Source organism: Parapedobacter koreensis (genome assembly GCF_900109365.1).
GTDB classification, from domain to species: Bacteria; Bacteroidota; Bacteroidia; order Sphingobacteriales; family Sphingobacteriaceae; genus Parapedobacter; species Parapedobacter koreensis.
Genome location: NZ_FNZR01000003.1, coordinates 737,344 through 762,907, shown reverse-complemented (window position 1 = coordinate 762,907; position 25,564 = coordinate 737,344). Strand labels below are relative to the sequence as shown.

Genomic DNA, 25,564 nt, shown 5'->3' with positions numbered 1-25,564 from the left:
GTATATATTTTGGACGCACCTTACCAAAGTTAGAAAACAAACAAAATTTATAGGAGGATTGAACAATGACATTGGTAAAATTTCAAGGAAACAAAAACAGGGGAGTAGACAATTGGGTAAATGATTTCTTCAACCCAATATTCAACGATTCATTTTTGTCTGACCGCTTTATCTCGCGCGTACCTGCGGTAAATGTGGCTGAGACAAGTGATGCCTATCACATTGAACTGGCTGCTCCCGGGTTGGAAAAAGGTGATTTCAAAATCAATGTGGACGGTGATGTATTGACTATCTCCGCTGAAAAGAAGGCCGAAACTACAGCCGAAAGCAAGAAGTACAGCAAACGCGAATACAGCTATACATCATTTGCCAGGTCCTTTACTTTGCCCGATAGCATCGACCATAACAGTATCGATGCAAATTACAAGGATGGCGTGCTGAAAGTAGCTATTGCCAAAAAGGAAGAAGCAAAATTAGCTTCACGGTTGATTGAAGTGAAGTAGAAGAATTTGTGCGTAGGATAATCAGTGGGTAACAAATGGAAAGCCCGCAGGATCAAGGTGTCCCGCGGGTTTTCTCTTTTGGCGCGTCATGCTGATAATTCCTGGTAATCTTCGCTTTTCGGCAACTGCTCCACGATGGCTTGCCATTCGGGCGACAAAACGGTAAGCTTCCGTTTTACCAAATCCATCCATGCACCGTCCACCGTCACTACCGCGCATTTGGTGCCATCCGAACGGTAAATCTCGTGACGAAATGAAAACCGCGAATTCGCGGTGTTGTATTTTGTCATGACCACAGTTACTTGTACCCAATCATTCAAATGGATTTCTCGTAAATATACCAGTTCCTCCCGGAATAAAACCGGGCCGATGTTCGTTTCCGCAATCTTGTCAAGCGAAAGTCCTATTTTTTCCAACATATTGCTCCGGGCCTGTGCGCAAAAATCGGCATAGGCCGAATGCCGTAAATGCCTGTTGGCATCAATCTGGGCCCATATAACCTGCCCTTCATAGCATACGTTCTCCATAATCCAAACATAGCAATAATTCGCATAAACCATGGCGCGCTATTTTTGTTTAATTTCCAACGATGCTGAAATTCACCAAACAGGGCATTTACTGTCCGCAAGCCGATGTATACATCGACCCTTGGGAGCCCGTGGAACGGGCCATCATCACGCATGGGCATAGCGATCATGCCCGGTGGGGAATGCAGTATTACCTGTGCCACCGGCATACAGCACCCATCCTACGGCTTCGGCTGGGGCCGGACATTACTATCCAGACGTTGGATTACGAAGAAGTCATCGCCATCAATGGCTTGCGGATAAGCTTGCATCCGGCAGGGCACATCATTGGGTCAGCGCAGGTACGTCTGGAATATCGGGGGGAAGTCTGGGTGGTATCCGGTGATTATAAGTGGACGGATGACGGCGTAAGTACGCCCTATGAGCCTGTACCGTGCCATCATTTTGTTACGGAATCCACATTCGGGCTCCCGATTTACCGATTTCCGGATCCGGCAGCTGTCTTCTCCGACATCAACACTTGGTGGTCGCAAAACGCAACAACGGGAATGAATACGGTATTGCTGGGCTATGCCCTCGGAAAATCGCAAACCATCCTCCATCACTTGGATACATCCGTCGGCCCAATATTCCTGCACGGTGCGGTCGCCAATGTAAACGCGGCACTGGCCACCATCGGATACGATTTCCCTGGAGCATACCTCGCCGCAGACATGGATAGGCATACTTTGAAGGGAGCTGCAATCGTTGCTCCGCCGTCAGCCTTCGGCTCGCCATGGCTGAAAAAACTGGCCCCTTACCGTATTGCGTTGTGCAGCGGATGGATGCAATTGCGTGGCACCCGGCGTCGCAAAGGGGTAGACCGCGGGTTTGTATTGTCCGATCATAGCGACTGGCAGCAGCTCAACCGTGCTGTGATCGCCACAGGTGCGGAGCACGTGTATGTCACTCATGGCTACGAAGGGCAATTTGCGCAGTGGCTTCGTGAACGATATGGGCTCCGGGCATCTGAGGTACACTTGCAGGGTGCCGCGATTGAGGAGGACGAACCATGAAGCTATTTACCCAACTATTTGTAACCATTGACCAGACAACAAAGACAAATGATAAGGTGGCGGCCATCGTCGACTATCTGCGGCACAGCGATGATCGAAGCAGCCTGTATGCCATCGCACTGCTGATAGGCAACCGGCCCAAGCGACCAGTGAAGACGGCGGATCTTAAACTTTGGGCTGCTGATATGAGCGAAATCCCATACTGGCTATTTGAAGAATCGTATCACATCGTGGGTGACCTCGCCGAAGCGATTGCTTTGATGCTGCCCCCACATGCCCCTACAAGGGATTATCAGTTGCCGGAAGTCATCACACAACTCGCTACGCTTCCTGATCTGGCCGATGAACGAAAAAAGGACCTCATCACCAGCTACTGGCGGGATTTAGACAAAGATCAGCGGTTTGTATTTACTAAATTGATTACCGGCAATTTCCGGGTGGGCGTATCCCGCCAGTTGGTCATCAAGGCACTTGCCGTTTACCTAGGCATTGATGAGGCAGCGGTAGCCCACCGCCTGATGGGTAAATGGTCGCCTGCGAAAGAGACCATGGCATCACTGTTTGCCGAACCCGGACAGGGCACGCGGGACTTCCAGCCTTATCCGTTTTACCTCGCTTACCAACTGGACAGCACGCCGGAATCACTTGGCGACATTGGCGACTGGTATATCGAAAAAAAACTGGACGGTATACGCGGTCAGGTAGTGGTGCGCAATGGCCAACTTTTCGTGTGGAGTAGAGGGGAAGATCTCCTGACCGACAAATTTCCTGAATTTGGGTCGCTGGACGATTTATTGCCGGACGGCACGGTCGTTGATGGTGAAATCATCCCCTGGCAAGATGGACGGCCGCTACCTTTCCAGGTGATGCAAACACGTATCGGACGGAAAACACTTTCGCCGAAAGTGCTTCGGGAAGCACCGCTGGTGATGGTATGTTTCGACCTATTGGAATGGGAAGGGAAGGATATCCGGAATATGCACATGCTGTACCGTAGAAACCTATTGGAAACATTGCTGTCGTCACCCAGCTTGCAAGGTGTACTGCTGCTGTCGGACTTGATGCCTTTCAACAATTGGGGGGAAGTGGCAGTTTTCCGCCAGCATGCAAGGGATTTCCATTGCGAGGGTGTGATGGTCAAGCGCAAAGACAGCATATATGGCAGCGGACGCAGAAGGGGCAACTGGTGGAAATGGAAGACCGACCCGCTGACGGTAGACGGGGTACTGATTTATGCCCAGAGCGGGCATGGGCGCCGGGCTAACCTTTATACCGACTATACGTTTGCCATATGGGATGGCGACACGCTCGTACCTTTTGCAAAAGCGTATTCGGGACTTACCGACAAGGAAATCACCGAACTGGACGGGTGGATAAAACGTCATACCCTGGAACGCTTTGGACCCGTGCGCAGTGTGGAGCCATACCATGTGTTTGAGATTGCTTTCGAAGGCATTCAGGCAAGTAGCAGGCACAAATCGGGCGTGGCGTTGCGTTTTCCGCGTATCCTGCGTTGGCGTCGCGACAAGAAAGCTGGTGAAGCGAACACTAAGACGGATTTGCTGCAATTGATTGCGGCATCCCAATAAGGTATGTATTGATTTCGCGCAAAATTGTAACTTTGAAAACAGGAGGCATACATCAGTTTTGAGGGCAAATGAGGAAATCGAATAGCAAATGGAGCGTGAAGAGATGAACGCATTTGCCGATGCTTGGTTTTTCAATAAGGGTTGGCAGCCCCACCATTTCCAGCAGGACACCTGGAAAGCCATCGCTGACGGCCAATCGGGATTATTGAATGCCCCCACGGGGTACGGAAAGACTTTTGCGGTGTGGTTTGGTGTATTGCAGCAGTACTACCGCAAGGAACGAAAGAAAAAAAACCTCCATTGCCTTTGGATTACGCCCTTACGGGCACTTTCGGCAGAAATACTCCTAGCGACCCGCTCAGTCAGTGAGGAACTGGATCTGGACTACCGTATCGGGCTGCGGACGGGTGATACAGACACCAACGAACGCCAGCGACAGCGGACAATGCCACCACAAGCACTCATCACCACCCCGGAAAGCATCCATCTATTACTGGCTTCAAAAGGTTACCAGGATTATTTCGATCAACTGGAATTTGTGGTGGTGGATGAATGGCATGAGCTGGTGGGCAGCAAAAGGGGCGTGCTTGTGGAGCTAGCGCTCAGCCGCCTGCGTACAATTTGCCCCGGCCTTCGGGTGTGGGGCATCTCGGCAACCATCGGCAACCTTGGCGAAGCGATGGATATCCTGCTGGGCACCAATGAAAGGGGGCGCCTGGTAAAAGCCGAACTGAAAAAAGACATTTACATGGAGACCTTGTTTCCCGATGAGCTGGATCGGTTTCCCTGGGCGGGCCATTTGGGCACCAAAATGATTTACAAGGTACTGCCCATTATCAATATGCATCGGTCTACATTGCTCTTTACGAATACACGGTCGCAAGCCGAGATCTGGTACCATCAGCTGCTGGCGGCAGCACCGGAACTGGCAGGTGCGATAGCCATCCACCACGGATCGCTGAGCGAAGAGCTCCGCCTGTGGGTGGAGGATGCATTGCACCGTGGCATCCTGAAAGCCGTAGTGTGCACCAGTAGCCTCGATCTGGGCGTAGACTTCCGACCCGTGGATTGTGTGGTGCAAATCGGATCGCCCAAAGGGGTAGCCCGGTTTATCCAGCGTGCCGGACGGAGCGGTCATCGTCCCGGTGAGACCAGCAAAATCTATTTCCTGCCCACCCATTCGCTCGAAATCATGGAAGGGGCCGCCATCCGCTATGCTGTGCACAACGGATTGCTGGAGCAACGTCTGCCTTATGTGCGGTCTTTTGACGTACTGGTACAGTACATGGTTACCCTGGCGGTGTCTGATGGATTCCATGCCGATGAGCTGTACGCAGAGGTGAGGCGCACGCATTGTTTTGCTTCCATCAGCCGCGCGGAGTTTGACGAATGCCTGCTCATGGTCACGAAAGGCGGCCGCACGCTGGATACGTATGAGGAATTCCATAAAGTGGTGCTGGAAAACGGCACCTACCGCGTCACCAGCAAGCGGGTGGCGATGCGCCACCGCCTGAGCATCGGTGCCATCGTGTCCGATACGATGATGCGCGTGAAATTCCTGAGTGGCAAATACCTCGGCACCATCGAGGAGTGGTTTATCTCCCGCCTGCAACCTGGCGACACCTTCTGGTTTTCAGGCCGGCTACTGGAGCTCGTACGCGTGAAAGATATCCAGGCCATTGTACGCCCCGCAACGGGAAAGAAAGGGGCAGTGCCATCCTGGATGGGCGGCCGGTTTCCCATCTCGGACAATTTTGGAGCGGCCTTGCGGCATACCTTTACGGAGCTCCACCGTAAATTGCCCACCTATCCGGTGGAATTGCGTTTCCTCCAGCCCCTGTTCGATGAGCAGCGCAGGGTATCCGAACTGCCTGCGGAGGACGAGTTGCTGGTAGAGTATATCCATACGCAGTACGGCCATCATCTGTTTGTCTTTCCGTTTGAGGGAAAGCTGGTGCATGAAGGCATGGCCGCGGTGGTCGCCTATCGGATCAGCAGCATCCGGAAGGCTTCGTTCAGCATTGCCAGTAATGAATACGGCTTTGAACTGCTTTGCGACGATCCGCTGCCTTTGGAAGAAGCCTTGCAAAACGGGTTATTTTCAACCGAGCGGCTGTTTGACGATATCCGGAACGGCATCAACATCCGCGAAATGGCGCGGCGCAAATTCAGGGATATCGCCGGCATAGCTGGCCTGGTATTCCAAGGCTACCCGGGTAAACCCATGAAAACCAAGTACCTGCAAGCCAATTCAGGCCTATTCTTTTCTGTATTTGAAGAATACGATCCGGACAACCTGCTCCTGCGGCAGGCATATGATGAAGTCTATGATTTCCAACTGGAAGCATCGCGCATGTATAAAGCGTTCGAACGGATCAGCACGCATCGCATCGTGCTGCGGCGGCCGGATCGGCTTACGCCCTTTGCGTTTCCTGTATTTGCCGAGTCATTCCGCGAGCGGTATAGCAACGAAGATTGGCAGGCACGTTTGGAAAAGTTGAAAACACAATTGGAGGCTTAGCCGTATGGGGAAAACCATTCAGATTCTGGGCACTTCCCTCGTCATGCTTCCCGAAAGGGCGCTGCTGCTGCCCGATCAGGATACCCTGATCATTGCCGACTGGCATTTGGGTAAAGCTGCCCACTTCCGTAAGGCCGGAATTTTCATGCCTGCTTTGCCTACGGATAAGGACACGATGCGCTTGCAATCGTTGCTGGACAACCATCCTATTCGTACCGTTGTGTTGCTGGGCGACCTATTCCATAGCGATCTGAACAGCGAATGGCTGGCGTTTGAACGATTCCGCAGGGCAAACCCGACCACCCACTTTGTCCTTACCCGTGGCAATCACGATGTTTTGCCGGATGATTTATTAGAGAAAAACAGCGTGGAAGTACGTGCGTCTTATCCGGTAACACCCTATATCGTTTGTACCCACCATCCGATGGAACAGGTAATGGCCAGCCAATTCAACATTGCGGGCCATGTGCATCCGGGATGTCTCATCCCGGCGAAAGGGCGACAATCTTACCGATTGCCTTGTTTCTACCGCCATCAGCGGACGCTGTTGCTACCGGCTTTTGGCGCGCTCACAGGATTATACCTGCTCCAGCCGATCCGCGGCGCACATATCTACCCCGTAGCCGGCAATGAAGTCTTGGAATGGAAACCGCTGGAAAGCTGATAGGCCAGTCAATCCAATTTTTCAAAAACAAAGACAGCTATTCTCCTGTAACTTATTATAAATAGTAATGACAAAAAAAGGAGGATGACATTATGGCTGAAGAATTGAAAGATCGAAAAGTGGCTATCCTGACCGCTGACGGATTTGAAGAAGTTGAGCTGACCAGCCCGAGGGACGCGCTGCAACTGGAAGGTGCAACCACTCATATCGTATCGCCCAAAAAGGACGTGGTACGCGCTAAAAAAGGCAACGACTGGAGCCTTGATTTTGATGTGGATGTACCGCTGGATCAGGCCAATGCGGATGATTATGATGCATTGTTGATACCCGGCGGCGTGATAAATCCAGACAAACTCCGGGTAAACGAAAAGGCCTTGGACTTCGTGAAAGCGTTTTTTGATGCCGGGAAGCCCGTGGCGGCAATATGCCATGGCCCGCAGGTGTTGATTGACGCGGAAGTGGTGGAAGGGCGCCGGATGACGTCGGTGAAAAACATCAGCAAGGACTTGATTAACGCCGGGGCGCTATGGGAAGACAGCGCCGTGGTGGTTGATCAAGGCCTGGTGACCAGCCGCACGCCAGACGACCTACCAGATTTCAATGAAAAGGTCATCGAAGAGTTTGCCGAAGGCAAGCATGCCGGACAGCATGCATAAGGGGTAGACAAGGGGTCGTTTAGTCGACCCCTTTTACTTGCATGTTCAATATGAACACCTTGTCGCTGGCGGTGATGAAAAGCACATCACGGTTGTGGCCACCGAAACACACGTTAGCCGTCCAATTGGCCGGGACATCGATGTGTTCGATTTTTTCGCCATTGGGATTGTAGACATCTACGCCTTTGCCCGTAAGGTAGATATTTCCACGTTCGTCGATGGTCATACCATCGGAGCCCTGCGGTGCAAAGAATTCCTTGTCGGTGAGCGAACCATCGCTATGGATGCGATACCGATATATCTTACTGTCGCCAATATCCGCTACATACAACATTTTGCCGTCGGGTGTACCAACAATGCCATTGGGCTTTTTAAACTGGTCGTCCAAGCGATCGACCTGCCCGTTCTGGTATCGGTAGAGGGCCTGTGTCGGCATATCTGGCTCAGTGCGATCCCAATAATCCCGTTGATAATAGGGGTCAGTAAAATAGATAGAACCCGATGGGGATACCCACACATCATTGGGGCCGTTGAACAGCGAATCACTATAACTTACAACGAGCTTTTCAACCTGTTTATCCATGCTGATACGCCACAATTCGTAGTGTTGGTCGGCACAGGCAATGAGGTTGCCCTCCTTATCGAAATACATGCCATTAGCGCGGCCAGCGGGCTCCATGAAAATGGACAACTTCCCATCGGTGCTGTATTTCCATATCCGGTCGTTGGGCTGATCGGTAAAAAACACGTTTCCTTCCGCGTCAGCAGCAGGACCTTCGGTGAAGCCGAAGCCGTCGGCTACGAGCTGCAACTGGGCATTGGGTGCCACCACCTGGGCAATACATCCGGATCCGTATGCCCATAATAACAAAACAAGGAGATAAATTTTTCGATTCATTGATTAGCGGATTTATTTAATGATTTTAAAAGCAGTGCGGCGATTGAGTTGGCGTCCTTCTTCGGTCTCATTGCCAGCGATGGGTTGCGATTGCCCATATCCTTTATACGTCAAGCGGACATCAGCGATACCAGCGCTTACCAAGTAGTCATGCACGGCTCTTGCCCGGTTTTCCGAAAGTGTCTGGTTGTAAGTTTCGTTTCCCGTATTGTCTGTATGCCCACTAATTTCTATCCGTATGGTTTTGTTTAGCTGAAGGAACTCCACCAGATTGTCTAGGTCACTTTTTGATTGGGGAAGCAATTCGTATTTATCGGTGTCGAAAAAAATGTTATTAAGTGTTTCCGTGCTGCCTATTTTTATGGGGGATAAACTGATCTGTATTTCGTAGGCATCATTGATTTTGGTACTGTCATCCAGCGGATAATTTTCTGAGAAAAAGAGGTAACCGGGTTGCTTGATGTGCAATGCATATGTCTTGCCAAATGGCAGGGGGGCAAGGAATGTGCCGTCTTCATAGTCTGCCGATTCATGGTAGAGGATTTGATTGGCTAGGATGTCTGTCACGGTTACCTCTGCCTGTATAGGTGTCTTACTTTCAGCGTCTACGATGATACCCTTGAGATAAGCAACGGGGTCTGGCTGGTTTACCTCGGGCAATTCAAACGTATAAATATCCAGCCCGCCCAGTGCATCGGGCCTTCGGGCCGAGAAAAAGGCATGCTTGCCATTCATGCTTACGGTCAGTGCGCTTTGCTCGTGGTGGTCATTGATGGGGAAGCCGAGGTTGGCAGGCTGTTGCCAGTTGCCGTCACTATCCCTTTGGCTTTTAAAGATATCCTTGTCGCCAAATCCCGGCCATCCGTTGGACACGAAATAAAGCGTATGGTTATCTGCGTGAATATATGGCGAACTTTCATTGAAGGGTGTGTTAATGGTAGGGCCAAGATTCTGCGGCTCACCCCACTGGTCATCGTCCTGAAGCGTAGACACCCAGATATCGTAGCCGCCTTGGCCGCCGCTTCGGTTGCTCACAAAATAAAGCGTCCGACCATCCGCCCCCAATGCGGGCTGGGCCTCCCAGCCTTGGCTATTGACGGGAGTGCCAAGGTTGTGGGGCTCGCTCCAACGGTCGCCCTCACGCCGAGATACGTAAATATCACAACTGCCCAATCCATTTGGACGATTGCATCCTGTGAAAAACAGGTATTTGCCATCGGGCGAGATGCAATGAGCTCCTTCATTGTATAATTCCGAATTGATATCCCCCTGTAGAAACTGTGCGGTTTGCCATGCTCCAGTACCGTCCTTTGAACTTTCATAAAAATTCTCCTGACCATTTACCTTACGTGTAAAAATGATGGTTCGATGATCCGCTGTGAGCTTGGGAAAATATTCGTCGTGTTCGCTGTTTATTGCCGGCCCTGGGTTTTGCGGATGAAAGGCTACAGGATGCATCACAGCGGATAAGCTAAACTCGCAATCGGTGATATATTTATCGGTGAGGCGCTTGCCTGCTTCATCCAACCCCGGTGTGGCTGCATATTTCTGTAGTGCAACCAATGCTTCCCGGTAGTTGCCTGTATGTAGCAAACTTTCGCCAAGCCCGAACCAAGTAAGCGAAGTCAAGGTAGAATCCAGTTGGATGACACGGGAATAATGCTGTGCCGCTTCGTCATAATCATGCTGCCTGCGATAAATATCGCCCAATTGCTGGTGCGCAATGGCAAATGCCGGATCCAGCTCGACGGCAGACTCCAACGACGCAATGGCCAATCCGTACTGCCTATTTTTTAGTTGATTCCCTGCTTTATCAAACGCCTGCTGGGCTTTCTTGTTGCCCGATCGCTCCTGTGCATATCCATGGAGGAAAAACAACATAGTGCACAATGATAAGGCGTATAATGGTTTTCGCATCAGACGGAATATATTTCCTATGCTAAGATACGTGTTTTTCCTGTTTATTTTTCGTGCTGATTGCCTTTTTTAATTGCACTTAGCAGCTGCTTGGTTTCCGGACTAAGTGCAAGGCGGCCGCTGATAGCTGCTTGTTCGTAAAGGAATTTGTCCCAGTGGTCTGTGTCGTACCAAAGCGTCTGTTTAAGCGCCATTAGCGCTTCCTGGTTTTTATCGAGCAGTGCGGAACAAAATTGGTGAATGGCTTCATCGAGTTTGGAAACAGTAGGTTGTACGGCATGGAAAAGCCCGCATTGCTGCGCCCACTGCGCATCGAAAAACAACGTAGGATTAAGCGAAAGTACGGTAAACGCCGAGGTACCGATTTTGCGTATCAAAGCCGGAGCGATGACAAACGGGCCAATATTGATGCTGATTTCACTGAGCTTAACGGCAGCCTTTTCCACCGCAAAACAATAGTCACACGCCGCGATAATGCCCACGCCGCCGCCTACGGCTTTGCCCTGTACCCTTCCAATGATCAGCTTGGCCGACTTCCGGATGGCGTTTATGACATCGGCCACCCGGGCGAAAAATGCAATCCCAGCCTGCTGATCCGCTAAAGCCAACAACTCGTCAAAACTCGCGCCTGCACAGAACGTCCCATTGCCGCCGCTTTGCAACAAGATTAATCGAGTAGCCTCATTGGCACTTGCAGCCTGAATTTGATCGCAGAGTTGGGTAAGCAATGCCGATGGCAGCGAATTATGGACGGGATGGTCAAACGTAATCGCGGCTAACCCCGGGGTATACATCTCCGTTTTCACGAATCCAGCGCCCATAACAGTACCCATCACCGTTAAATGAATTTATTGCCGAATTTTTCTTTTACATCGACGACGACTTGTTTTACGCCCTGCTCTTGATCTTTCGGGCAAATCATCAAGGTATCGTCAGATTGCACCACGATAAAATTATGCAATCCTTTGACAATGACAAGTTTGTCCTTTGGCGCGTGGATCATGCAGTTGGAAGAATCGTATACGATGACATTTTCAGAAGAAGAGGCTACGTTGCCTAAGTAGTCTTTTTCGGCCAACTCGTAAATAGATGCCCAGGTACCCAAATCAGACCAGCCGAAATCAGCGGGAAGCACAAAAACGTTGTCGGCTTTTTCCATAATAGCAAAATCAATGGAAATATTGACGCAGCGCACAAAGGCTCCGGAAATAAATTTGGCCTCGTGGTCGGAATTGTAGACATCAGTTCCTTCTTTGAACACTTCATTCATCTCCGTCTGGTATTTTTGGAATGCACTGATGATGGATTTGGCAGACCAGATGAATATACCGGCATTCCATAAGAAATCACCGCTTTGCAAGAACGTCTTGGCCAAATCGAGGTTGGGTTTTTCCGTAAAGGTTTTAACTTTTTTAAAGCCCGGTATGGTTGCGCCCTTGCCATATTGGATATATCCATATCCCGTATCGGCACGGGAAGGCTTGATACCCAATGTAATCAACCAATCGTTCTTTTCGGCACATTTGAGTCCTTTCGTGATGTCACTCACAAAAACATCCGTTTCGAGAATCAGATGGTCTGCCGGTGCAATGACCATGGTCGCATTGGGGTTTAGTTGCTGTATTTTGTGACTCGCATAGGCAATACATGGTGCAGTATTGCGCATGATGGGTTCCAGAATTAATTGCTGGCCGGACAACTGCGGCAATTGTTCGCGCACTACATCCGCGTAGGCTTCGTTTGTAGCTACAAAAATGTTTTCAGGGGGCACGATTTTCCGAAAGCGGTCGTATGTCGATTGGATAAGCGTTTTCCCGGTGCCAAGCATATCGATGAATTGCTTAGGCATCTTTGTACGGCTTACGGGCCAAAATCGGCTTCCGATACCTCCTGCCATGATTACGGCATAGTAATTCTTCATTGGTTCTTGTTTTGTTTCGGCTATCAGCGGTCAGCAGCCGACTGCCAGCGTTGTGTTCATTTTGCGACTAAAGCTAAAAATTAAATTTAGCATTTAAAATTCAACTTGCTAAATAATCCCTTCTTTCAACAAATCATGCAAATGCACTATCCCGTCATACGATTTACCGTTCAGCACCAAAAGTTGCGTAATGTTGTTTTCACGCATCACATCGAATGCATGAATAGCCAGTTCGCTGCGGTCGACGGTCTTGGGCGACCGTCCCATAATATCCTTAGCGGTCAGCCCATCAATTTGCGCATGGTTCTCAAGCATGCGCCTGATGTCTCCATCGGTGATAATACCAATAAGATCGCTTTCTTTGACCACAGCTACGGCGCCCAAGCGGTGCTTGGTGATGGCGACGATGACTTCACGCACCGGCGCATCCGGTTGAACCCAGGGCTTGGTATTGTGTGCGGACAAGTCAGACACTTTGAGGTACAAGCGTTTGCCCAACATACCGCCGGGATGATAGCGTGCAAAATCACGGTCACTAAATTGGCGGCATTCCAAAAGGCAGATGGCCAGTGCATCGCCCATGGCTAATTGAGCCGTGGTGCTGGTCGTAGGGGCAAGGTTATGCGGGCAGGCCTCCTTTTCTACAGTGGTATCCAAGATATAATCCGCTTGCTGTGCCAAATAGGATTGGGTATTGCCCACGATAGCCACCAATTGGTTTTGTGTTTGCCGTAATAAGGGGACAAGCACTTTTATCTCCGCTGTATTGCCACTTTTTGAAACGGCAATGATCAGATCGTCTTCCTGGATGATGCCCAAATCACCGTGTATGGCATCTGCGGCGTGCATGAAGATAGCTGGTGTGCCCGTAGAGTTTAGGGTAGCTACAATTTTTTGGGCAATGATAGCACTCTTGCCAACGCCGGTCAGTACCACCCTTCCCCGTAGTTTGAGGATAGTGGCCACCACAGCAAGAAAATCACTATCAATTCGTTCCGTCAGTTTGTTTAAAGCATTTGCCTCTTGTGTCAAAACGTTTATTGCAATATTTTTGATTTCGGAATTGCTTTTCACAAATATATTTTCTAATTTTAGATACTGATATGCGCAAAAATACGTTATTTTGGGCATTCTTTGGTTATCAGTCTATCTAAATTTTTGCGAGAGGCGCAATGGAAATAGAGAAAAGATTATTTGACAATTTACAGGAATTTTTTGGTTTTGATACATTCAAGGGCGATCAGGAAGCAATAATCACTAACATTTTGCAAAAAAAGGACACCTTCGTGATCATGCCTACCGGAGGGGGGAAATCCATTTGCTATCAACTACCGGCACTAATGAGCGAAGGCACAGCTATCGTCATCTCTCCGCTCATCGCCTTAATGAAAAATCAGGTAGACCAACTACGCTCCTTTGGGGGTGATGACAGCATTGCCCATTTTTTGAACTCGTCACTGAACAAAAGCGACGTGACCCGTGTAAGGCAAGATGTCATCGCGGGTAAGACAAAATTGCTTTATGTAGCTCCAGAGTCGCTTGCCAAGACCGAGAACGTAGAATTCCTGAAGCTGATTACGGTATCTTTCGTGGCCGTAGATGAAGCGCACTGCATTTCGGAATGGGGGCACGACTTCAGGCCGGAATACCGCAAAATCCGTTCGGTTATCAACTCCATTGGAAGCAATATCCCGGTGATAGCGCTTACCGCTACCGCGACGCCCAAAGTGCAATCCGATATCCGCAAAAACCTTCAAATGAATGACGCCACGTTATTTAAATCGTCATTTAACAGGCCAAACCTCTATTATGAGGTACGGCCTAAGCGGAATGTGGTCAAGGAAATTGTCCGGTTTATAAAGAACAATTCAGGGAAATCAGGCATTATATATTGCTTGAGCCGCAAGAAAGTTGAGGAGATTGCTGAGGTATTGAATATCAACGGTATCAAGGCACTGCCATACCATGCAGGATTGGACGCCAAGACGCGGGCAGATACACAAGACAAGTTCCTGATGGAAGATGTAGAGGTCATCGTAGCGACTATAGCCTTTGGCATGGGTATCGATAAGCCTGATGTGCGCTATGTCATCCACCACGATATTCCCAAAAGCATGGAAGGCTATTACCAGGAAACCGGCCGTGCCGGCCGTGATGGCGGTGAAGGGCATTGCCTGGCATTTTATTCTGAAAAGGATATTGAAAAATTGACCAAATTCATGAAGGACAAGCCAGTCTCCGAACGCGAGATAGGCACGCAAATTCTGAAAGAGGTTATCGATTATTCCGAGTCTTCCGTATGCCGCCGCAAACAAATACTTCACTATTTCGGGGAAAATTTTGACGAAACGGGTTGTAATAGCATGTGCGATAATTGCAGTTCACATCAAACCCATTTCGAGGCTGAAGATTCACTATTGAATGTGCTGAAATTTATCCGGGAACAAGGGGAGAAGTTTGATGACCACCATATCACCAACGTTTTCATGGGGCAAAACAACCAGCCGATATCTTCCTATAAGCACGACGCGCACCCCATGTTTGGCACCGGAAAGGAACACGGCGTGATCTACTGGAAATCGTTGATACGGCAAGCAGTGTTAAACAACTTTTTAGCAAAAGATATTGACCATTACGGTCTATTAATGTTGACGGAGTCGGGTAAACGGTATATTGAAAATCCTTATGGCATCAAATTTATCCTGAACAAACCCATGGAGGCCGCATCTGACGATGGTAATGATGAGACTGTACAACAAGGCGGAGGTGCCGTGGATACGCAGTTGCTAAAAATGCTGAAGGATCTGCGGAAAAAGATAGCCAAACAAAAGGGCTTACCTCCGTTTGTAGTTTTCCAGGATCCATCGTTGGATGAAATGTGTACCCATTATCCTGTTACCATTGACGAGCTAAAGCAGATACATGGCGTGGGGGCAGGGAAAGCAATGAAATTTGGCAGCCAATTCGTTGAGCTTATCAAGCACTATGTAGAAGAAAACGAAATAGACCGCCCGCAGGATTTAGTAATTAAGGGTACGGCAAATAAATCGGCATTAAAGGTATCCATCATCCAGAATATCGACCGTAAGATAGGGCTGGAGGATATCGCACATTCGAAGGGCATCAGTTATGAGGACCTGCTAAAAGAGGTAGAATCTATCGTCAATTCGGGCACGAAGCTCAATTTGGGATATTTTGTGGACGAAATCATCGATGAAGATCGCCAGGACGAGGTATTTGATTATTTCCGTGGCGCAGAGGTAGACTCCATTGACCAAGCGCTTCGCGACCTGGGCACGGATGACTATACGTATGAAGAAATCCAACTGATGCGCATTAAGTTTATGTCCGAATTGGGGAATTGATTTTAGACATGAGACAATAGACGTTGGAAGCTAATAATTAAAAGCGGCTGGTCTTTTGTCTAATGTCTCTTGTCTCAAATCTTAGTTAACTAAAAATGATACACCATATTATACCCAGCATTAAACAAGCTGATTCTACTAATTTTTTCTTAATGGCCGGCCCATGCGCCATTGAGGGGGAGGATATCGCTTTGCGGATTGCAGAACGCATTGTGACCATCACCGACAAACTGAATATTCCCTATATTTTCAAAGGTTCGTACCGCAAGGCTAATCGTTCGCGTGTGGATTCTTTCACCGGGATTGGCGATGAAAAGGCCCTGAAGATATTACGTAAGGTGGGAGAAACCTTTGGCGTACCAACGGTCACTGATATCCATGAAAGCGGCGAAGCCAGCATGACTGCCGAGTATGTGGATGTCTTGCAAATACCGGCATTTCTTTGCAGGCAAACCGAATTGCTGATAGCGGCGGCAAAAACGGGCAAAACGGTTAATATTAAAAAAGGCCAATTCCTGTCTGCGGGAGCCATGCGCTTTGCGGTGGATAAAGTGAAAGATTCGGGTAATGACAAGGTAATTCTCACCGACAGGGGCAATACATTTGGCTACCAAGACCTTATTGTAGATTTCAGAGGCATTCCCGAGATGAGGGACTTTGGTGTACCTGTAGTCATGGACTGTACACATTCCTTGCAGCAACCTAACCAAGCATCAGGGGTGACCGGAGGCAAGCCAGCGCTTATCGAGACCATAGCCAAAGCGGCTGTCGCGGTAGGAGCAGACGGATTATTCATCGAAACGCACCCCGACCCGGCCAATGCGAAATCGGATGGCGCAAATATGCTGCATTTGGATTTGCTGGAAGGATTACTCCAAAAATTGGTGCGGTTAAGGGCCGCGATAAGATGAGTTTTTATGTGATGTGGCGTGGCGGACCACCGGCACTTAGCTAATGAAACCTTTTACGTACTGCTTGGTTAATTCTTCTTTGGGATCGAGCAGTACTTCTTCTGTCGGCCCAAATTCGATGATTTCCCCCATATATACAAAAACGATGTAATCCGATATCCGCCGGGCCTGCCGCAGGATATGTGTCACCAGCACAATGGTATATTTTTCTTTTAGCCGTACAAACAAGTCTTCTATTTTGTGCGTTGATAGGGGGTCGAGCGCCGATGTGGATTCATCGCCAAGGATGATTTCAGGCTCAACGGCCAGCCCCCGCGCCAAGCATAGCCGTTGCTGCTGCCCTATAGAAAGTTTCGCTGCAGGGCTATGCAAGCGATCCTTCACTTCTTCCCAAAGACCGGTATCTTTTAGCTGTTGTTCCACAATACTATCCAGTTCCGATTTTTTCCGTATACCGTGTATCCTTGGGCCGTAGGCGACATTGTCATAGATGGACATGGGCAATGGAAAGGGTCGTTGCGAGAGGAGTCCCATTTTTTTGCGGATATGCGTCACTTCAGCATGCGGGGCATAGATATCTTCGTCATGTACCAGCACACTGCCGGTCACCTTGACATTAGCCGTATCGTCCAGCAACCGATTGAACGTCTTTAGTAAAGTCGTTTTGCCACAGCCCGAAGGGCCGATAATGGAGGTCACGCTTTTATCGGGAATATTGATGTTGATGTGTTTGAGGATATGATGGTCGTCAATATGCACATTCAAATCCCGCACACGTATGAGTGGATGTGGTGTCATTAGATTTTATGTTTAGTCTGTTTAGCAGCAAGGACGTGCGATACGATTACAATCGCCAGGATGATGATGGTGAGAATAAGCGCAGATGCATATGCCCGTCCTTGTACTTCAGGGATGGGGCTGCCCAATTGAAAAAATATCGCTAACGGCAATGTCGCCGCGGGCTCATCAATATATTTCGGTATGTTGTCGCTAAAGCCTGCAGTGAACAGTACGGAAGCCACATCGCCGATGCCACGGCCAAAGGCCAAGAGTATGGCTGTATAAATTCCGGGCTTGATCTGCCGGAGGATAACTTTTGCCGCTTCCCAACGGGTAGCCCCCAAAGACAAGGCAGCATGCTTGAGCTCCTTGGGCACCGTCGTAATCACCTCGTCCAAGGTACGCACCAATATCGGGATAATCAATAACGTCACGGCTATAATACCCCCGAACAATGATGCACGGACACCTAACCAGATCATGATACTAAATGCAAAAGCGCCATATACAATTGATGGGATGCCAAACAGGACATCATAAGCCAGCTTGGCTGACTTACTTAGCGGACTCCCGCTTTTCAGGTAAATATTGAGGTAGATGGAAATGGGAATGCTAAGCAGCAGTCCGAGTACCGTAGCACCGCCAGCTAAATAAAGCGACCCGATGATGGCATTGAGCACACCGCCCTCCTTACCAATGTAGAAACCACCCTGAGGTACTTTGGAAACCATGTCCCACGAAAGGTAGGGTAGCCCTTTGGCTACAATGGTACCGACAATCAAAAACAAACTTGAGCTGACCACCACGCAGGCACTCACCATCAATGCCTTAAAAACAACCTCTTCAGCTTTTCTCTTTTTGATATTCATTAGGAACTGTATTTGGATTCAATGCGATTGAGGATAATACGCGAAATGAGATTGAACAGGAAAATGATAATGAATAATAGCAATGCAGCAAACATCAATGCCGAGTCGTACAGCGGTATGGACATCATTTCGCCAAAATTGTTGGCAATAAGTGCCGGTAGGGGGTACCCGCCATCAAACATGGAAGCAGGTGCAACCGGTACATTACCACAGACCATCAGCACGGCAATGGTTTCGCCGAACGCCCTTGATACCGCCAATACCGTTGCGGCAACGATGCCGGGCAATGCCTGCTTAAGCACGACTTTCTTAATGGTTTCCCATTTCGTGGCCCCCAGCGACAAAGAAGCATCCTTAAGTTCCTTAGGGATGGTGCGTAGCACCTCGGACACGATGCTTACCAAAATGGGGAATATCATAACCGCAAGGACCACACCGCCTGTAAGTACCGTGTAGCCACTTGAGTGGGCGGCGAATACGGGTGCTACATACGTTCGTACAATGGGTACGATAAAGAAAATCCCCCATACCCCGTAAATTACGGGGGGGATACCTGCTAAGATATTGACCAATGGCAAGATGATGTTTCTGATGCTCGATTTTGTATATTCAGCAAGGTAGATGGCGGTGAGCAGGCAGAGGGGCAGCGCCACCACGATGGCAATCAGTGTCACCCACAGCGTGCCCATGATAAATGGATAAAATCCAAATTTGCCTTTAGATGGCGCCCATTCGTCCCCGCTGAATAGCGAAAGCAGGGTCTGCTCTTCAAATAAAGGCGCTGCCCGCCAGTATAAACCGATACCTATTAAAAACACAAAAGAAACCGATGTTATCGATAGGATAAGCATCGCATTTGCAATCAATCTATCTTTAATAACCCGCCAATTCAATGTCAATCCAGTTTAGTAAGTTCTTCCTTCAACAATTCTTCATTAAGTGGGATGTATCCATTCTCCAATAAGATGGACTGGGCCTCTTTGGTCAATACAAATTTTATAAATTCGACCAATACGAAATCGTCCGGTTTACCCTTTAGCAAAAAGGAAAGATTTCGCGCCGGTGGCGATGGATAGTCGCCCTTTGCCACGGCTTGTGTAAGGCTATCGATGGTACCGTAGAAATCTTCCGCTGGGGAAATGGTTCCATCATTATTCAAATCTATCGGAATGACGCGGATGCCGGCGGTTTGCTTTCGGGTTTTAAGATCATAGACATAGCTAATGTTATTAAACCCAACGGCCAATGGATTTTTCTGGATAGCCTGCGCAATGCCAGGATCCCCGAAAATACCCACGCCTTTGAGATCTTCCTGTGATTTTCCAAGGAAGGCTGCCCAAGTCTCTGCAGCTCCAGCTGCGTCCGAACGGACATACACGTGCAAGTCGTCGGCAGAAAATGATGGATCCAGTTGGTTCCATTTTGAGTAGCTGCCCGCTACAAACACCTGCCGCAATTCCTTTTGCTTCATCCCTCGCCCCAAGATGGTTGCTAGATTTGGATTTTGTGTGCTAAGCGTTCCGACCACAGCATCTTTGGCCACACTAATGACATAAGCACCGCGATCGTATTCCTGCTGATGGATATCCCGGGATACTAAGCCTATATCTACCATACCACTCAATGCATCAGCAATCCCTTTACCGGCGCCACCAGCGGAAATATTGAAGCGGACATTGGGATGGATTTCTTTGAACTGTTCGCTCCACATGACGACAAGGGGATAAAGCGCAAAAGCACCCGAGATGCTGATGGTCCCTTGTAACCCCTTTTCGGAATCCCAACTGGACGAATTTTTAGGGGCGCATCCCGTTTGGATATCGATAAAAAAGAGTGCTATAATTAAATTTATAGATATATACCGTACACTATTAACCCTCATATTAAGCCCATCAAAGTCGAGGGCACAAATATATACAAAATAGGTAGACATTCTGATCCCAAAGGAATTTTAGCAAACAGTAGCCATTTAAGTAAATTTCCCTCCAATCCCAGTAATTTATTTCACTTTAACACTACTACTTCTATATACTTTGCGTATATTTGCATGCAAAGGACGAGAGAAATCGGACAAATGAAACAAACAAATAAGTTGATGGCACCTTGTTATATGGCCCACAGGTAATGGTGGCTGTTTAATAACAACGTGTCTGACACAACAATAAACAACAGCCTCCACTAATTAGGGAGGTTTTTTTGTGATATATTATAGCTAAACAACATCCATGCAAAGTTTTAGGACGGAGTTGGAAAATCCGATAGTAGAAAAGGAGATTATCGAACTCGAACGCAAAATCAGGGAATACCAAGAAGGGAAGATCGCAGAAGAAAAGTTCCGTAGCTTGCGATTAGCGAGGGGCGTATATGGCCAACGGCAACCGGGGGTACAGATGGTCCGCATTAAGTTGCCTTTTGGCAAAGTGACCTTCAAGCAATTGCTCCGGATAGCCGACATATCCGATGAATATGCGAGCCATAACCTGCACCTGACCACACGGCAGGACATCCAAATCCATTATGTCAGCCTTGATAGAACGCCTGAGTTATGGGCTAAGCTTGCCCAAGACGACATTACCTTACGGGAGGCTTGTGGTAATACGGTACGAAATGTGACCGCATCACCCAATGCGGGCATTGATCCGGAAGAGCCTTTTGATGTGTCTCCCTATGCACATGCGCTATTTTCGTATTTTCTCCGTAACCCGATTTGCCAGGAGATGGGACGCAAATTCAAGGTAGCTTTTTCGTCCAGCGAACGGGATACCGCGTTTAGCTATGTGCATGATTTGGGCCTCATTCCCAAAATCCGTGTTGTGGAGGGCCAGGAGGAGCGGGGCTTCAAGGTGATGCTGGGCGGTGGGTTAGGCGCGCAACCAATGATTGCTTATGTCGTACATGATTTTTTACCCGAAAACCAGCTTATCCCTTATGCTGAAAGTGTGATCCGCGTATTTGATCGCTATGGAGAACGCAATAACCGAAATAAAGCCCGCTTCAAGTTCCTTATCCAAAAAATGGGACTCGAAGAGGTATTGCGACTGATCGACGAAGAGCGAATAGCAAACAAAACCAAATCATTTGCCATAGACTGGGATGCGGTACCACAGCCGGCGCCCCCCGTAGTGCTCCAGGTTGCCGAAGAACCGATTGATCAATTTCGCTATGAAATATGGAAAAAAACCAACGTATATTCTCAGAAGCAGGTGGGTTTTCATTCCGTATATGTAAAGGTGCCGACTGGCGATCTTCCTACAGTAAATGCCCGTAAACTTATCGATGGTATACAGCAACACATTGCCGATGAAATACGCATCACCCAAAATCAGGGGTTGCTGCTTAAATTCGTGCGGGAACAGTCATTGCCTCATGTCTTCAACGTGCTGGATAGGCTTGGGCTTGCTGCGCCGGGTTTTGACAGCGTAGCCGATGTGACGACTTGCCCGGGTACGGATACCTGCAACCTGGGCATTTCCAATAGCACGGAGATGGCTCGGGTGCTCGAACAGCTCATCTACGACGAATATGCTGACCTCGTATTCAACCGTGAATTGAAGATAAAAATCAGCGGGTGCATGAACTCTTGTGGACAGCACGGGTTGGCGCATATTGGGTTTCATGGCAGTTCGTTGAAGGCATCCGGTAAAGTGGTACCGGCCGCACAAGTGATGCTGGGTGGTGGTACACTCGGTGATGGGCTCGGCAGGGCAGCAGATCGTGTGGTCAAAGTGCCTTCCAAACGGGTGACCGACGTGCTACGGTACATCTTGGATGATTATGCCGCCCATGGCATGGAAGGTGAGTTATTCCATGACTATTACGATCGCCAGACAAAAGATTATTTCTACCGCTTACTTAAGCCACTGGCTGATTTGACGACGTTGACGGATGACGAATTTGTAGACTGGGGGCACGAGGAAACGTTCCACACCGCAATTGGCGTTGGCGAATGTGCGGGGGTGGTCATCGATTTGGTGGCAACGTTGCTTTTGGAGGCTAAAGAGAAATTGGACTGGGCAAATGCGAGCTATCAAGCGGGGGCGTATGCCGATGCCATATACCACGCCTATAGCGTATTTATCAGTGCTGCAAAAGCATTGCTGCTCGACAAAGGCATCAACAGCAGTTCGCATCATGGTATCCTCAAGGACTTCGATGCCCACTTCGTTGAAACCGGGGAGCTGGCCATTGCCGGTGGGTTTGGCGAGCGGGTACTTCAAATCAACAAGCATGATCCTTCGGAAGTTTTTGCCAGGCAATATTTAGCTGCGGCGATTGATTTTTATGAGGCTACAAAGGCTAAAAGGGAAGTCAAAGATACCGTAAATGTTTAGTGATAACCAAGCGGGTATTATACACAAACAAACAACGACAATGAAACTTTATCCCAAAATAACGTTGGTAGGGGCTGGACCGGGAGATACTGATCTGATTAGCCTCAAAGGCTTAAAGGCGCTGGCGACGGCCAACGTGATACTTTACGATGCATTAGTCAACGATGAATTATTAGCTTACGCACCCGAAAATGCACTTCGGGTATTTGTGGGCAAACGCGCAAACCAGCATGCATACAGCCAACAGGAAATCAATGAAATGATGGTTGCCTATGCCCGTGCCCATGGCCATGTGGTACGGCTCAAAGGAGGTGACCCTTTTGTCTTTGGCAGGGGGGGAGAAGAATTGGAATATGCCGCAAAATACACCATACCCACGGCCGTGGTACCCGGTATATCCAGTTCCATTGCGTTAGCTGGGCTACAGGGTATACCGCTGACCTACCGGGGCGTAAGCGAAAGCTTTTGGGTGATCACCGGCTCAACTACCATGGGTGTTATCGCGAAGGATATTTATACCGCCGCCAAAACGGACGCCACAGTAGTCGTATTGATGGGATTGAACAAATTGGCGGAAATTGCACAAATCTACCAGCAGGAGGGAAGGGGGCACCTTCCAATCGCGATTATCCAAAATGGCTCATTGCCCAATGAAAAGGTAGTGTTGGGCATCATGGATACCATCGTAGCCCGTGCAAAGGAACAACAAGTCGGAGCCCCTGCGGTGATTGTAATCGGTGAAGTCGTGGCTAAACACGAGCAATTTGCCTTGCATCATCACCGCGCAGTGGCCATATAACTAATACCACAGGGAATGGATAATCAATTATTTCCCGTTTTCCTGCAACTAAACCAGTTGCGTACCCTCCTTGTAGGAGGGGGCAATGTAGCGTTGGAAAAACTCTATGCATTGCTGGGAAACAGCCCGCAAGCAACTATTATGGTCGTGGCTAAGGAAATAAATCCCGAAGTGCGGGCGTACACTGTAGATTACCCCGCTGTGCATCTATACGAACGGGCTTTTGACGATACCGATTTGGACGGCGTGGATTTGGTGGTAGTGGCAGCAAATAATCCATCCCTGAACGCTCATATCCGCCAAGAAAGCCGTAAGCGGCATTTGCTGATCAATGTCGCAGACAAACCGGATTTATGTGATTTTTACCTCGGCTCGGTTGTCAAGAAAGGAAACCTTAAGCTTGGGATATCTACGAATGGCAAATCGCCAACCATCGCAAAACGAATCAAAGAATTACTAAATGAAGCTTTACCGGAGGAAATCGACGAAACCCTCCATTACATGAGCCAATTGCGGGATTTATTGAAAGGAGATTTTACCGATAAGGTGCGGGAATTGAATGCCCACACTGCATCGTTGCTGACATCAAAACGAAAACATGGACGCATTAGTAAATGACATAAAGGTATTGGTGGATGACAAACCAGTCGTTGAAGCCCTGGCTTCGCTGGCTGAGCGGTTTCCTGGGAAGGCTGTGTTTTCAACTAGCTTCGGTATTGAAGACCAAGTGATTACTCATTTTATTTTCAGCAATAATTTACCTATCCGGGTTTTTACGTTGGAGACCGGGCGTTTGTTTCCAGAGACTTATTACGTATGGAACCGTACGTTAGAAATCTACAAAGGCGATATCGAAGCCTATTTTCCGGATACGCACGCCGTGCAACAATTAATCAGCCAAAAGGGGCCATCGAGTTTCTATGAGTCTGTTGAAAACCGAAAGGAATGTTGCCGTATCCGGAAGATCGAACCGCTGCAACGGGCGTTGGAAGGTGCGTCATGTTGGATTACGGGGATTCGGTCTGAACAATCTGATAATAGACAGGGGATGTCCCAAGTGGAATGGGACACAACTAACCAACTGATCAAAGTTCATCCCATCTACAATTGGTCGCTTGACGAGGTATGGAAGTTCGCAAAAGAACATCATATTCCTTACAACCCGTTGCATGACAAAGGATTCCCGAGTATTGGATGCGCACCATGCACCCGATCAGTAAGGGAAGGGGAGGATTTCAGGGCCGGCCGTTGGTGGTGGGAAGACAAAAGCAAAAAAGAATGCGGGTTGCATGCCACATGATGGGCATTAGCAGCGTATTGACAGCCGAAGGAGGCTGGTAATAACAAGAAAACAACAAACATGGATTACTTAGATCAATTAGAAGCAGAAGCCATATACATCCTTCGGGAAGTGGCGGGACAGTTTGAAAAGCCCGCGTTATTGTTTTCAGGTGGAAAGGATTCGATTACATTGGTTCATTTAGCCGAAAAGGCCTTCAGGCCAGGTAAATTCCCGTTTCCACTGGTGCATATTGACACCGGGCACAATTTTCCGGAAACCATTGCATTCCGTGATGAATTGATAGCTAGGTTGGGTGAAAAATTGATTGTAGGTTACGTGCAGGATAGCATTAATGCCGGCAAAGTAGTCGAGCAGCGAGGTAAGCATGCAAGCCGGAATGCGCTCCAAACCGTTACGCTGCTGGATACCATCTCACAACACAGCTTTGACGCCTGTATTGGGGGAGCGCGGCGCGACGAAGAAAAGGCCAGAGCCAAGGAGCGGATTTTCTCTGTACGGGATGAATTTGGCCAATGGGATCCCAAACGGCAACGCCCCGAGCTATGGGATATTTACAACGGGCGCATCCAGCAAGGCGAAAATGTCCGGGTATTTCCCATCAGCAACTGGACAGAGTTGGATGTATGGAATTACATCAGAAGGGAAAATATCCAGTTGCCGTCCATTTATTTTTCGCATGAGCGCAATGTCATTACGCGCAATGGCCAGCTCATGGCAGCTGCAGAATTTTTGAATATTGACCACGAAGATGTGGTGGAATACCGTAAAGTCCGCTTCCGCACCGTGGGCGATATGACCTGCACCGCGGCAGTGCCATCCGAAGCGTACCACATCGATGATATTATTGAGGAAATCCGTCAATCCAAAATCAGCGAGCGCGGCGCACGGATGGACGATAAAGTGTCTGAGGCGGCCATGGAAGACCGCAAAAAGAGCGGGTATTTTTAAACAGAAG

At 48.8% G+C, this 25,564-nt stretch carries 22 protein-coding genes and 1 pseudogene; 13 read left to right on the top strand and 10 right to left on the bottom strand.

Features of this window, described 5'->3' with window-relative positions; translation table 11 throughout:
* The first annotated feature begins 65 nt into the window (after positions 1-65).
* Positions 66-503: an Hsp20/alpha crystallin family protein gene (locus BMW65_RS11110; RefSeq protein WP_090605311.1), complete on the top strand. Its 438-nt coding sequence runs from the start codon at positions 66-68 to the stop codon at positions 501-503.
* Between the two features lie 86 nt (positions 504-589).
* On the opposite strand, the gene BMW65_RS11105 is transcribed toward BMW65_RS11110, so the two are convergent.
* Positions 590-1,030 (bottom strand): acyl-CoA thioesterase, encoded by a 441-nt coding sequence (locus BMW65_RS11105; RefSeq protein ID WP_218145386.1) that lies wholly within the window; start codon positions 1,028-1,030, stop codon positions 590-592.
* Positions 1,031-1,092: 62 nt separating this feature from the next.
* Here BMW65_RS11105 and BMW65_RS11100 point away from each other — a divergent pair, with 62 nt between their 5' ends.
* The 5 genes from BMW65_RS11100 (at position 1,093) to BMW65_RS11080 (ending at position 7,515) form a co-directional block, all read left to right on the top strand.
* Complete coding sequence (locus BMW65_RS11100; protein ID WP_090605309.1) at positions 1,093-2,085, top strand: ligase-associated DNA damage response exonuclease; 993 nt, start codon at positions 1,093-1,095, stop codon at positions 2,083-2,085.
* Positions 2,082-3,674: an ATP-dependent DNA ligase gene (locus tag BMW65_RS11095; protein ID WP_090605308.1), complete on the top strand. Its 1,593-nt coding sequence runs from the start codon at positions 2,082-2,084 to the stop codon at positions 3,672-3,674. Before BMW65_RS11100 ends, BMW65_RS11095 begins: the two co-directional genes overlap by 4 nt.
* A gap of 88 nt (positions 3,675-3,762) precedes the next feature.
* The gene (locus tag BMW65_RS11090; protein ID WP_245747615.1) at positions 3,763-6,195 is read left to right on the top strand and encodes a ligase-associated DNA damage response DEXH box helicase; all 2,433 of its coding nucleotides are present in this window, start codon (positions 3,763-3,765) and stop codon (positions 6,193-6,195) included.
* A 4-nt stretch (positions 6,196-6,199) separates the two neighbouring features.
* Positions 6,200-6,859, top strand: a complete 660-nt coding sequence (gene pdeM / locus BMW65_RS11085) for a ligase-associated DNA damage response endonuclease PdeM (protein ID WP_090605306.1) — start codon at positions 6,200-6,202, stop codon at positions 6,857-6,859.
* A 92-nt stretch (positions 6,860-6,951) separates the two neighbouring features.
* The gene (locus BMW65_RS11080; RefSeq protein WP_090605304.1) at positions 6,952-7,515 is read left to right on the top strand and encodes a type 1 glutamine amidotransferase domain-containing protein; all 564 of its coding nucleotides are present in this window, start codon (positions 6,952-6,954) and stop codon (positions 7,513-7,515) included.
* A 19-nt stretch (positions 7,516-7,534) separates the two neighbouring features.
* On the opposite strand, the gene BMW65_RS11075 is transcribed toward BMW65_RS11080, so the two are convergent.
* From BMW65_RS11075 to BMW65_RS11055, 5 genes are all read right to left on the bottom strand, one after another.
* The gene (locus tag BMW65_RS11075) at positions 7,535-8,413 is read right to left on the bottom strand and encodes an SMP-30/gluconolactonase/LRE family protein (RefSeq protein ID WP_090605302.1); all 879 of its coding nucleotides are present in this window, start codon (positions 8,411-8,413) and stop codon (positions 7,535-7,537) included.
* Positions 8,414-8,425: 12 nt separating this feature from the next.
* The gene (locus BMW65_RS11070) at positions 8,426-10,330 is read right to left on the bottom strand and encodes an OmpA family protein (protein ID WP_090605301.1); all 1,905 of its coding nucleotides are present in this window, start codon (positions 10,328-10,330) and stop codon (positions 8,426-8,428) included.
* A 44-nt stretch (positions 10,331-10,374) separates the two neighbouring features.
* Positions 10,375-11,163: an enoyl-CoA hydratase/isomerase family protein gene (locus BMW65_RS11065; protein WP_090605299.1), complete on the bottom strand. Its 789-nt coding sequence runs from the start codon at positions 11,161-11,163 to the stop codon at positions 10,375-10,377.
* Between the two features lie 5 nt (positions 11,164-11,168).
* Positions 11,169-12,251, bottom strand: a complete 1,083-nt coding sequence (locus tag BMW65_RS11060; RefSeq protein WP_090605298.1) for a mannose-1-phosphate guanylyltransferase — start codon at positions 12,249-12,251, stop codon at positions 11,169-11,171.
* A 108-nt stretch (positions 12,252-12,359) separates the two neighbouring features.
* Entirely contained in the window at positions 12,360-13,325 is a 966-nt protein-coding gene (locus BMW65_RS11055) for a KpsF/GutQ family sugar-phosphate isomerase (RefSeq protein ID WP_090605451.1), read from the bottom strand.
* Positions 13,326-13,423: 98 nt separating this feature from the next.
* Between BMW65_RS11055 and recQ the strand changes: the two genes are divergently transcribed.
* Both recQ and kdsA read left to right on the top strand, forming a co-directional pair.
* Entirely contained in the window at positions 13,424-15,616 is a 2,193-nt protein-coding gene (gene recQ, locus BMW65_RS11050; protein WP_090605296.1) for a DNA helicase RecQ, read from the top strand.
* 95 nt (positions 15,617-15,711) lie between these two features.
* On the top strand, positions 15,712-16,527 hold the full coding sequence (gene kdsA, locus BMW65_RS11045) for a 3-deoxy-8-phosphooctulonate synthase (RefSeq protein ID WP_090605295.1): 816 nt from the start codon (positions 15,712-15,714) through the stop codon (positions 16,525-16,527).
* Between the two features lie 36 nt (positions 16,528-16,563).
* Here the strand turns inward: kdsA and BMW65_RS11040 are convergent, their stop codons facing one another.
* Genes BMW65_RS11040 through BMW65_RS11025 form a run of 4 tightly spaced genes read right to left on the bottom strand, consistent with a single transcriptional unit; the run spans position 16,564 to position 20,058 of the window.
* Positions 16,564-17,325 (bottom strand): phosphate ABC transporter ATP-binding protein, encoded by a 762-nt coding sequence (locus tag BMW65_RS11040; protein ID WP_090605293.1) that lies wholly within the window; start codon positions 17,323-17,325, stop codon positions 16,564-16,566.
* A complete protein-coding gene (locus BMW65_RS11035) occupies positions 17,325-18,176 on the bottom strand; it encodes a PstA family ABC transporter permease (RefSeq protein ID WP_090605291.1) in 852 nt (283 codons plus the stop codon). The genes BMW65_RS11040 and BMW65_RS11035 overlap by 1 nt, the downstream gene beginning before the upstream one ends.
* Positions 18,176-19,069 (bottom strand): phosphate ABC transporter permease subunit PstC, encoded by an 894-nt coding sequence (gene pstC, locus BMW65_RS11030; protein ID WP_245747614.1) that lies wholly within the window; start codon positions 19,067-19,069, stop codon positions 18,176-18,178. The genes BMW65_RS11035 and pstC overlap by 1 nt, the downstream gene beginning before the upstream one ends.
* Positions 19,070-19,071: 2 nt before the next feature.
* Positions 19,072-20,058, bottom strand: coding sequence for a PstS family phosphate ABC transporter substrate-binding protein (locus BMW65_RS11025; protein ID WP_090605449.1), 987 nt, complete (start codon positions 20,056-20,058; stop codon positions 19,072-19,074).
* Between the two features lie 343 nt (positions 20,059-20,401).
* Here BMW65_RS11025 and BMW65_RS11020 point away from each other — a divergent pair, with 343 nt between their 5' ends.
* The 5 genes and pseudogenes from BMW65_RS11020 to cysD all read left to right on the top strand — a co-directional run.
* The gene (locus BMW65_RS11020; RefSeq protein WP_090605289.1) at positions 20,402-22,507 is read left to right on the top strand and encodes a HEPN domain-containing protein; all 2,106 of its coding nucleotides are present in this window, start codon (positions 20,402-20,404) and stop codon (positions 22,505-22,507) included.
* 40 nt (positions 22,508-22,547) lie between these two features.
* The gene (gene cobA, locus BMW65_RS11015) at positions 22,548-23,306 is read left to right on the top strand and encodes a uroporphyrinogen-III C-methyltransferase (RefSeq protein WP_090605287.1); all 759 of its coding nucleotides are present in this window, start codon (positions 22,548-22,550) and stop codon (positions 23,304-23,306) included.
* A gap of 15 nt (positions 23,307-23,321) precedes the next feature.
* On the top strand, positions 23,322-23,924 hold the full coding sequence (locus BMW65_RS11010; protein ID WP_090605286.1) for a precorrin-2 dehydrogenase/sirohydrochlorin ferrochelatase family protein: 603 nt from the start codon (positions 23,322-23,324) through the stop codon (positions 23,922-23,924).
* On the top strand, positions 23,905-24,606 hold the full coding sequence (locus tag BMW65_RS11005; protein ID WP_090605284.1) for a phosphoadenylyl-sulfate reductase: 702 nt from the start codon (positions 23,905-23,907) through the stop codon (positions 24,604-24,606). The genes BMW65_RS11010 and BMW65_RS11005 overlap by 20 nt, the downstream gene beginning before the upstream one ends.
* A gap of 48 nt (positions 24,607-24,654) precedes the next feature.
* Positions 24,655-25,557: pseudogene (gene cysD, locus BMW65_RS11000) on the top strand (sulfate adenylyltransferase subunit CysD); the annotation flags it as partial.
* Positions 25,558-25,564: the final 7 nt, after the last annotated feature.

Bases quoted from the DNA above. Each gene is read 5' to 3' on its own strand.
- BMW65_RS11110 (WP_090605311.1), top strand. From the start codon at position 66: ATGACATTGGTAAAATTTCAAGGAAACAAAAACAGGGGAGTAGACAAT.
- BMW65_RS11105 (WP_218145386.1), bottom strand. From the start codon at position 1,030: ATGGAGAACGTATGCTATGAAGGGCAGGTTATATGGGCCCAGATTGAT.
- BMW65_RS11100 (WP_090605309.1), top strand. From the start codon at position 1,093: ATGCTGAAATTCACCAAACAGGGCATTTACTGTCCGCAAGCCGATGTA.
- BMW65_RS11095 (WP_090605308.1), top strand. From the start codon at position 2,082: ATGAAGCTATTTACCCAACTATTTGTAACCATTGACCAGACAACAAAG.
- BMW65_RS11090 (WP_245747615.1), top strand. From the start codon at position 3,763: ATGGAGCGTGAAGAGATGAACGCATTTGCCGATGCTTGGTTTTTCAAT.
- pdeM (WP_090605306.1), top strand. From the start codon at position 6,200: ATGGGGAAAACCATTCAGATTCTGGGCACTTCCCTCGTCATGCTTCCC.
- BMW65_RS11080 (WP_090605304.1), top strand. From the start codon at position 6,952: ATGGCTGAAGAATTGAAAGATCGAAAAGTGGCTATCCTGACCGCTGAC.
- BMW65_RS11075 (WP_090605302.1), bottom strand. From the start codon at position 8,413: ATGAATCGAAAAATTTATCTCCTTGTTTTGTTATTATGGGCATACGGA.
- BMW65_RS11070 (WP_090605301.1), bottom strand. From the start codon at position 10,330: ATGCGAAAACCATTATACGCCTTATCATTGTGCACTATGTTGTTTTTC.
- BMW65_RS11065 (WP_090605299.1), bottom strand. From the start codon at position 11,163: ATGGGTACTGTTATGGGCGCTGGATTCGTGAAAACGGAGATGTATACC.
- BMW65_RS11060 (WP_090605298.1), bottom strand. From the start codon at position 12,251: ATGAAGAATTACTATGCCGTAATCATGGCAGGAGGTATCGGAAGCCGA.
- recQ (WP_090605296.1), top strand. From the start codon at position 13,424: ATGGAAATAGAGAAAAGATTATTTGACAATTTACAGGAATTTTTTGGT.
- kdsA (WP_090605295.1), top strand. From the start codon at position 15,712: ATGATACACCATATTATACCCAGCATTAAACAAGCTGATTCTACTAAT.
- BMW65_RS11040 (WP_090605293.1), bottom strand. From the start codon at position 17,325: ATGACACCACATCCACTCATACGTGTGCGGGATTTGAATGTGCATATT.
- BMW65_RS11035 (WP_090605291.1), bottom strand. From the start codon at position 18,176: ATGAATATCAAAAAGAGAAAAGCTGAAGAGGTTGTTTTTAAGGCATTG.
- BMW65_RS11025 (WP_090605449.1), bottom strand. From the start codon at position 20,058: ATGAGGGTTAATAGTGTACGGTATATATCTATAAATTTAATTATAGCA.
- BMW65_RS11020 (WP_090605289.1), top strand. From the start codon at position 20,402: ATGCAAAGTTTTAGGACGGAGTTGGAAAATCCGATAGTAGAAAAGGAG.
- cobA (WP_090605287.1), top strand. From the start codon at position 22,548: ATGAAACTTTATCCCAAAATAACGTTGGTAGGGGCTGGACCGGGAGAT.
- BMW65_RS11010 (WP_090605286.1), top strand. From the start codon at position 23,322: ATGGATAATCAATTATTTCCCGTTTTCCTGCAACTAAACCAGTTGCGT.
- BMW65_RS11005 (WP_090605284.1), top strand. From the start codon at position 23,905: ATGGACGCATTAGTAAATGACATAAAGGTATTGGTGGATGACAAACCA.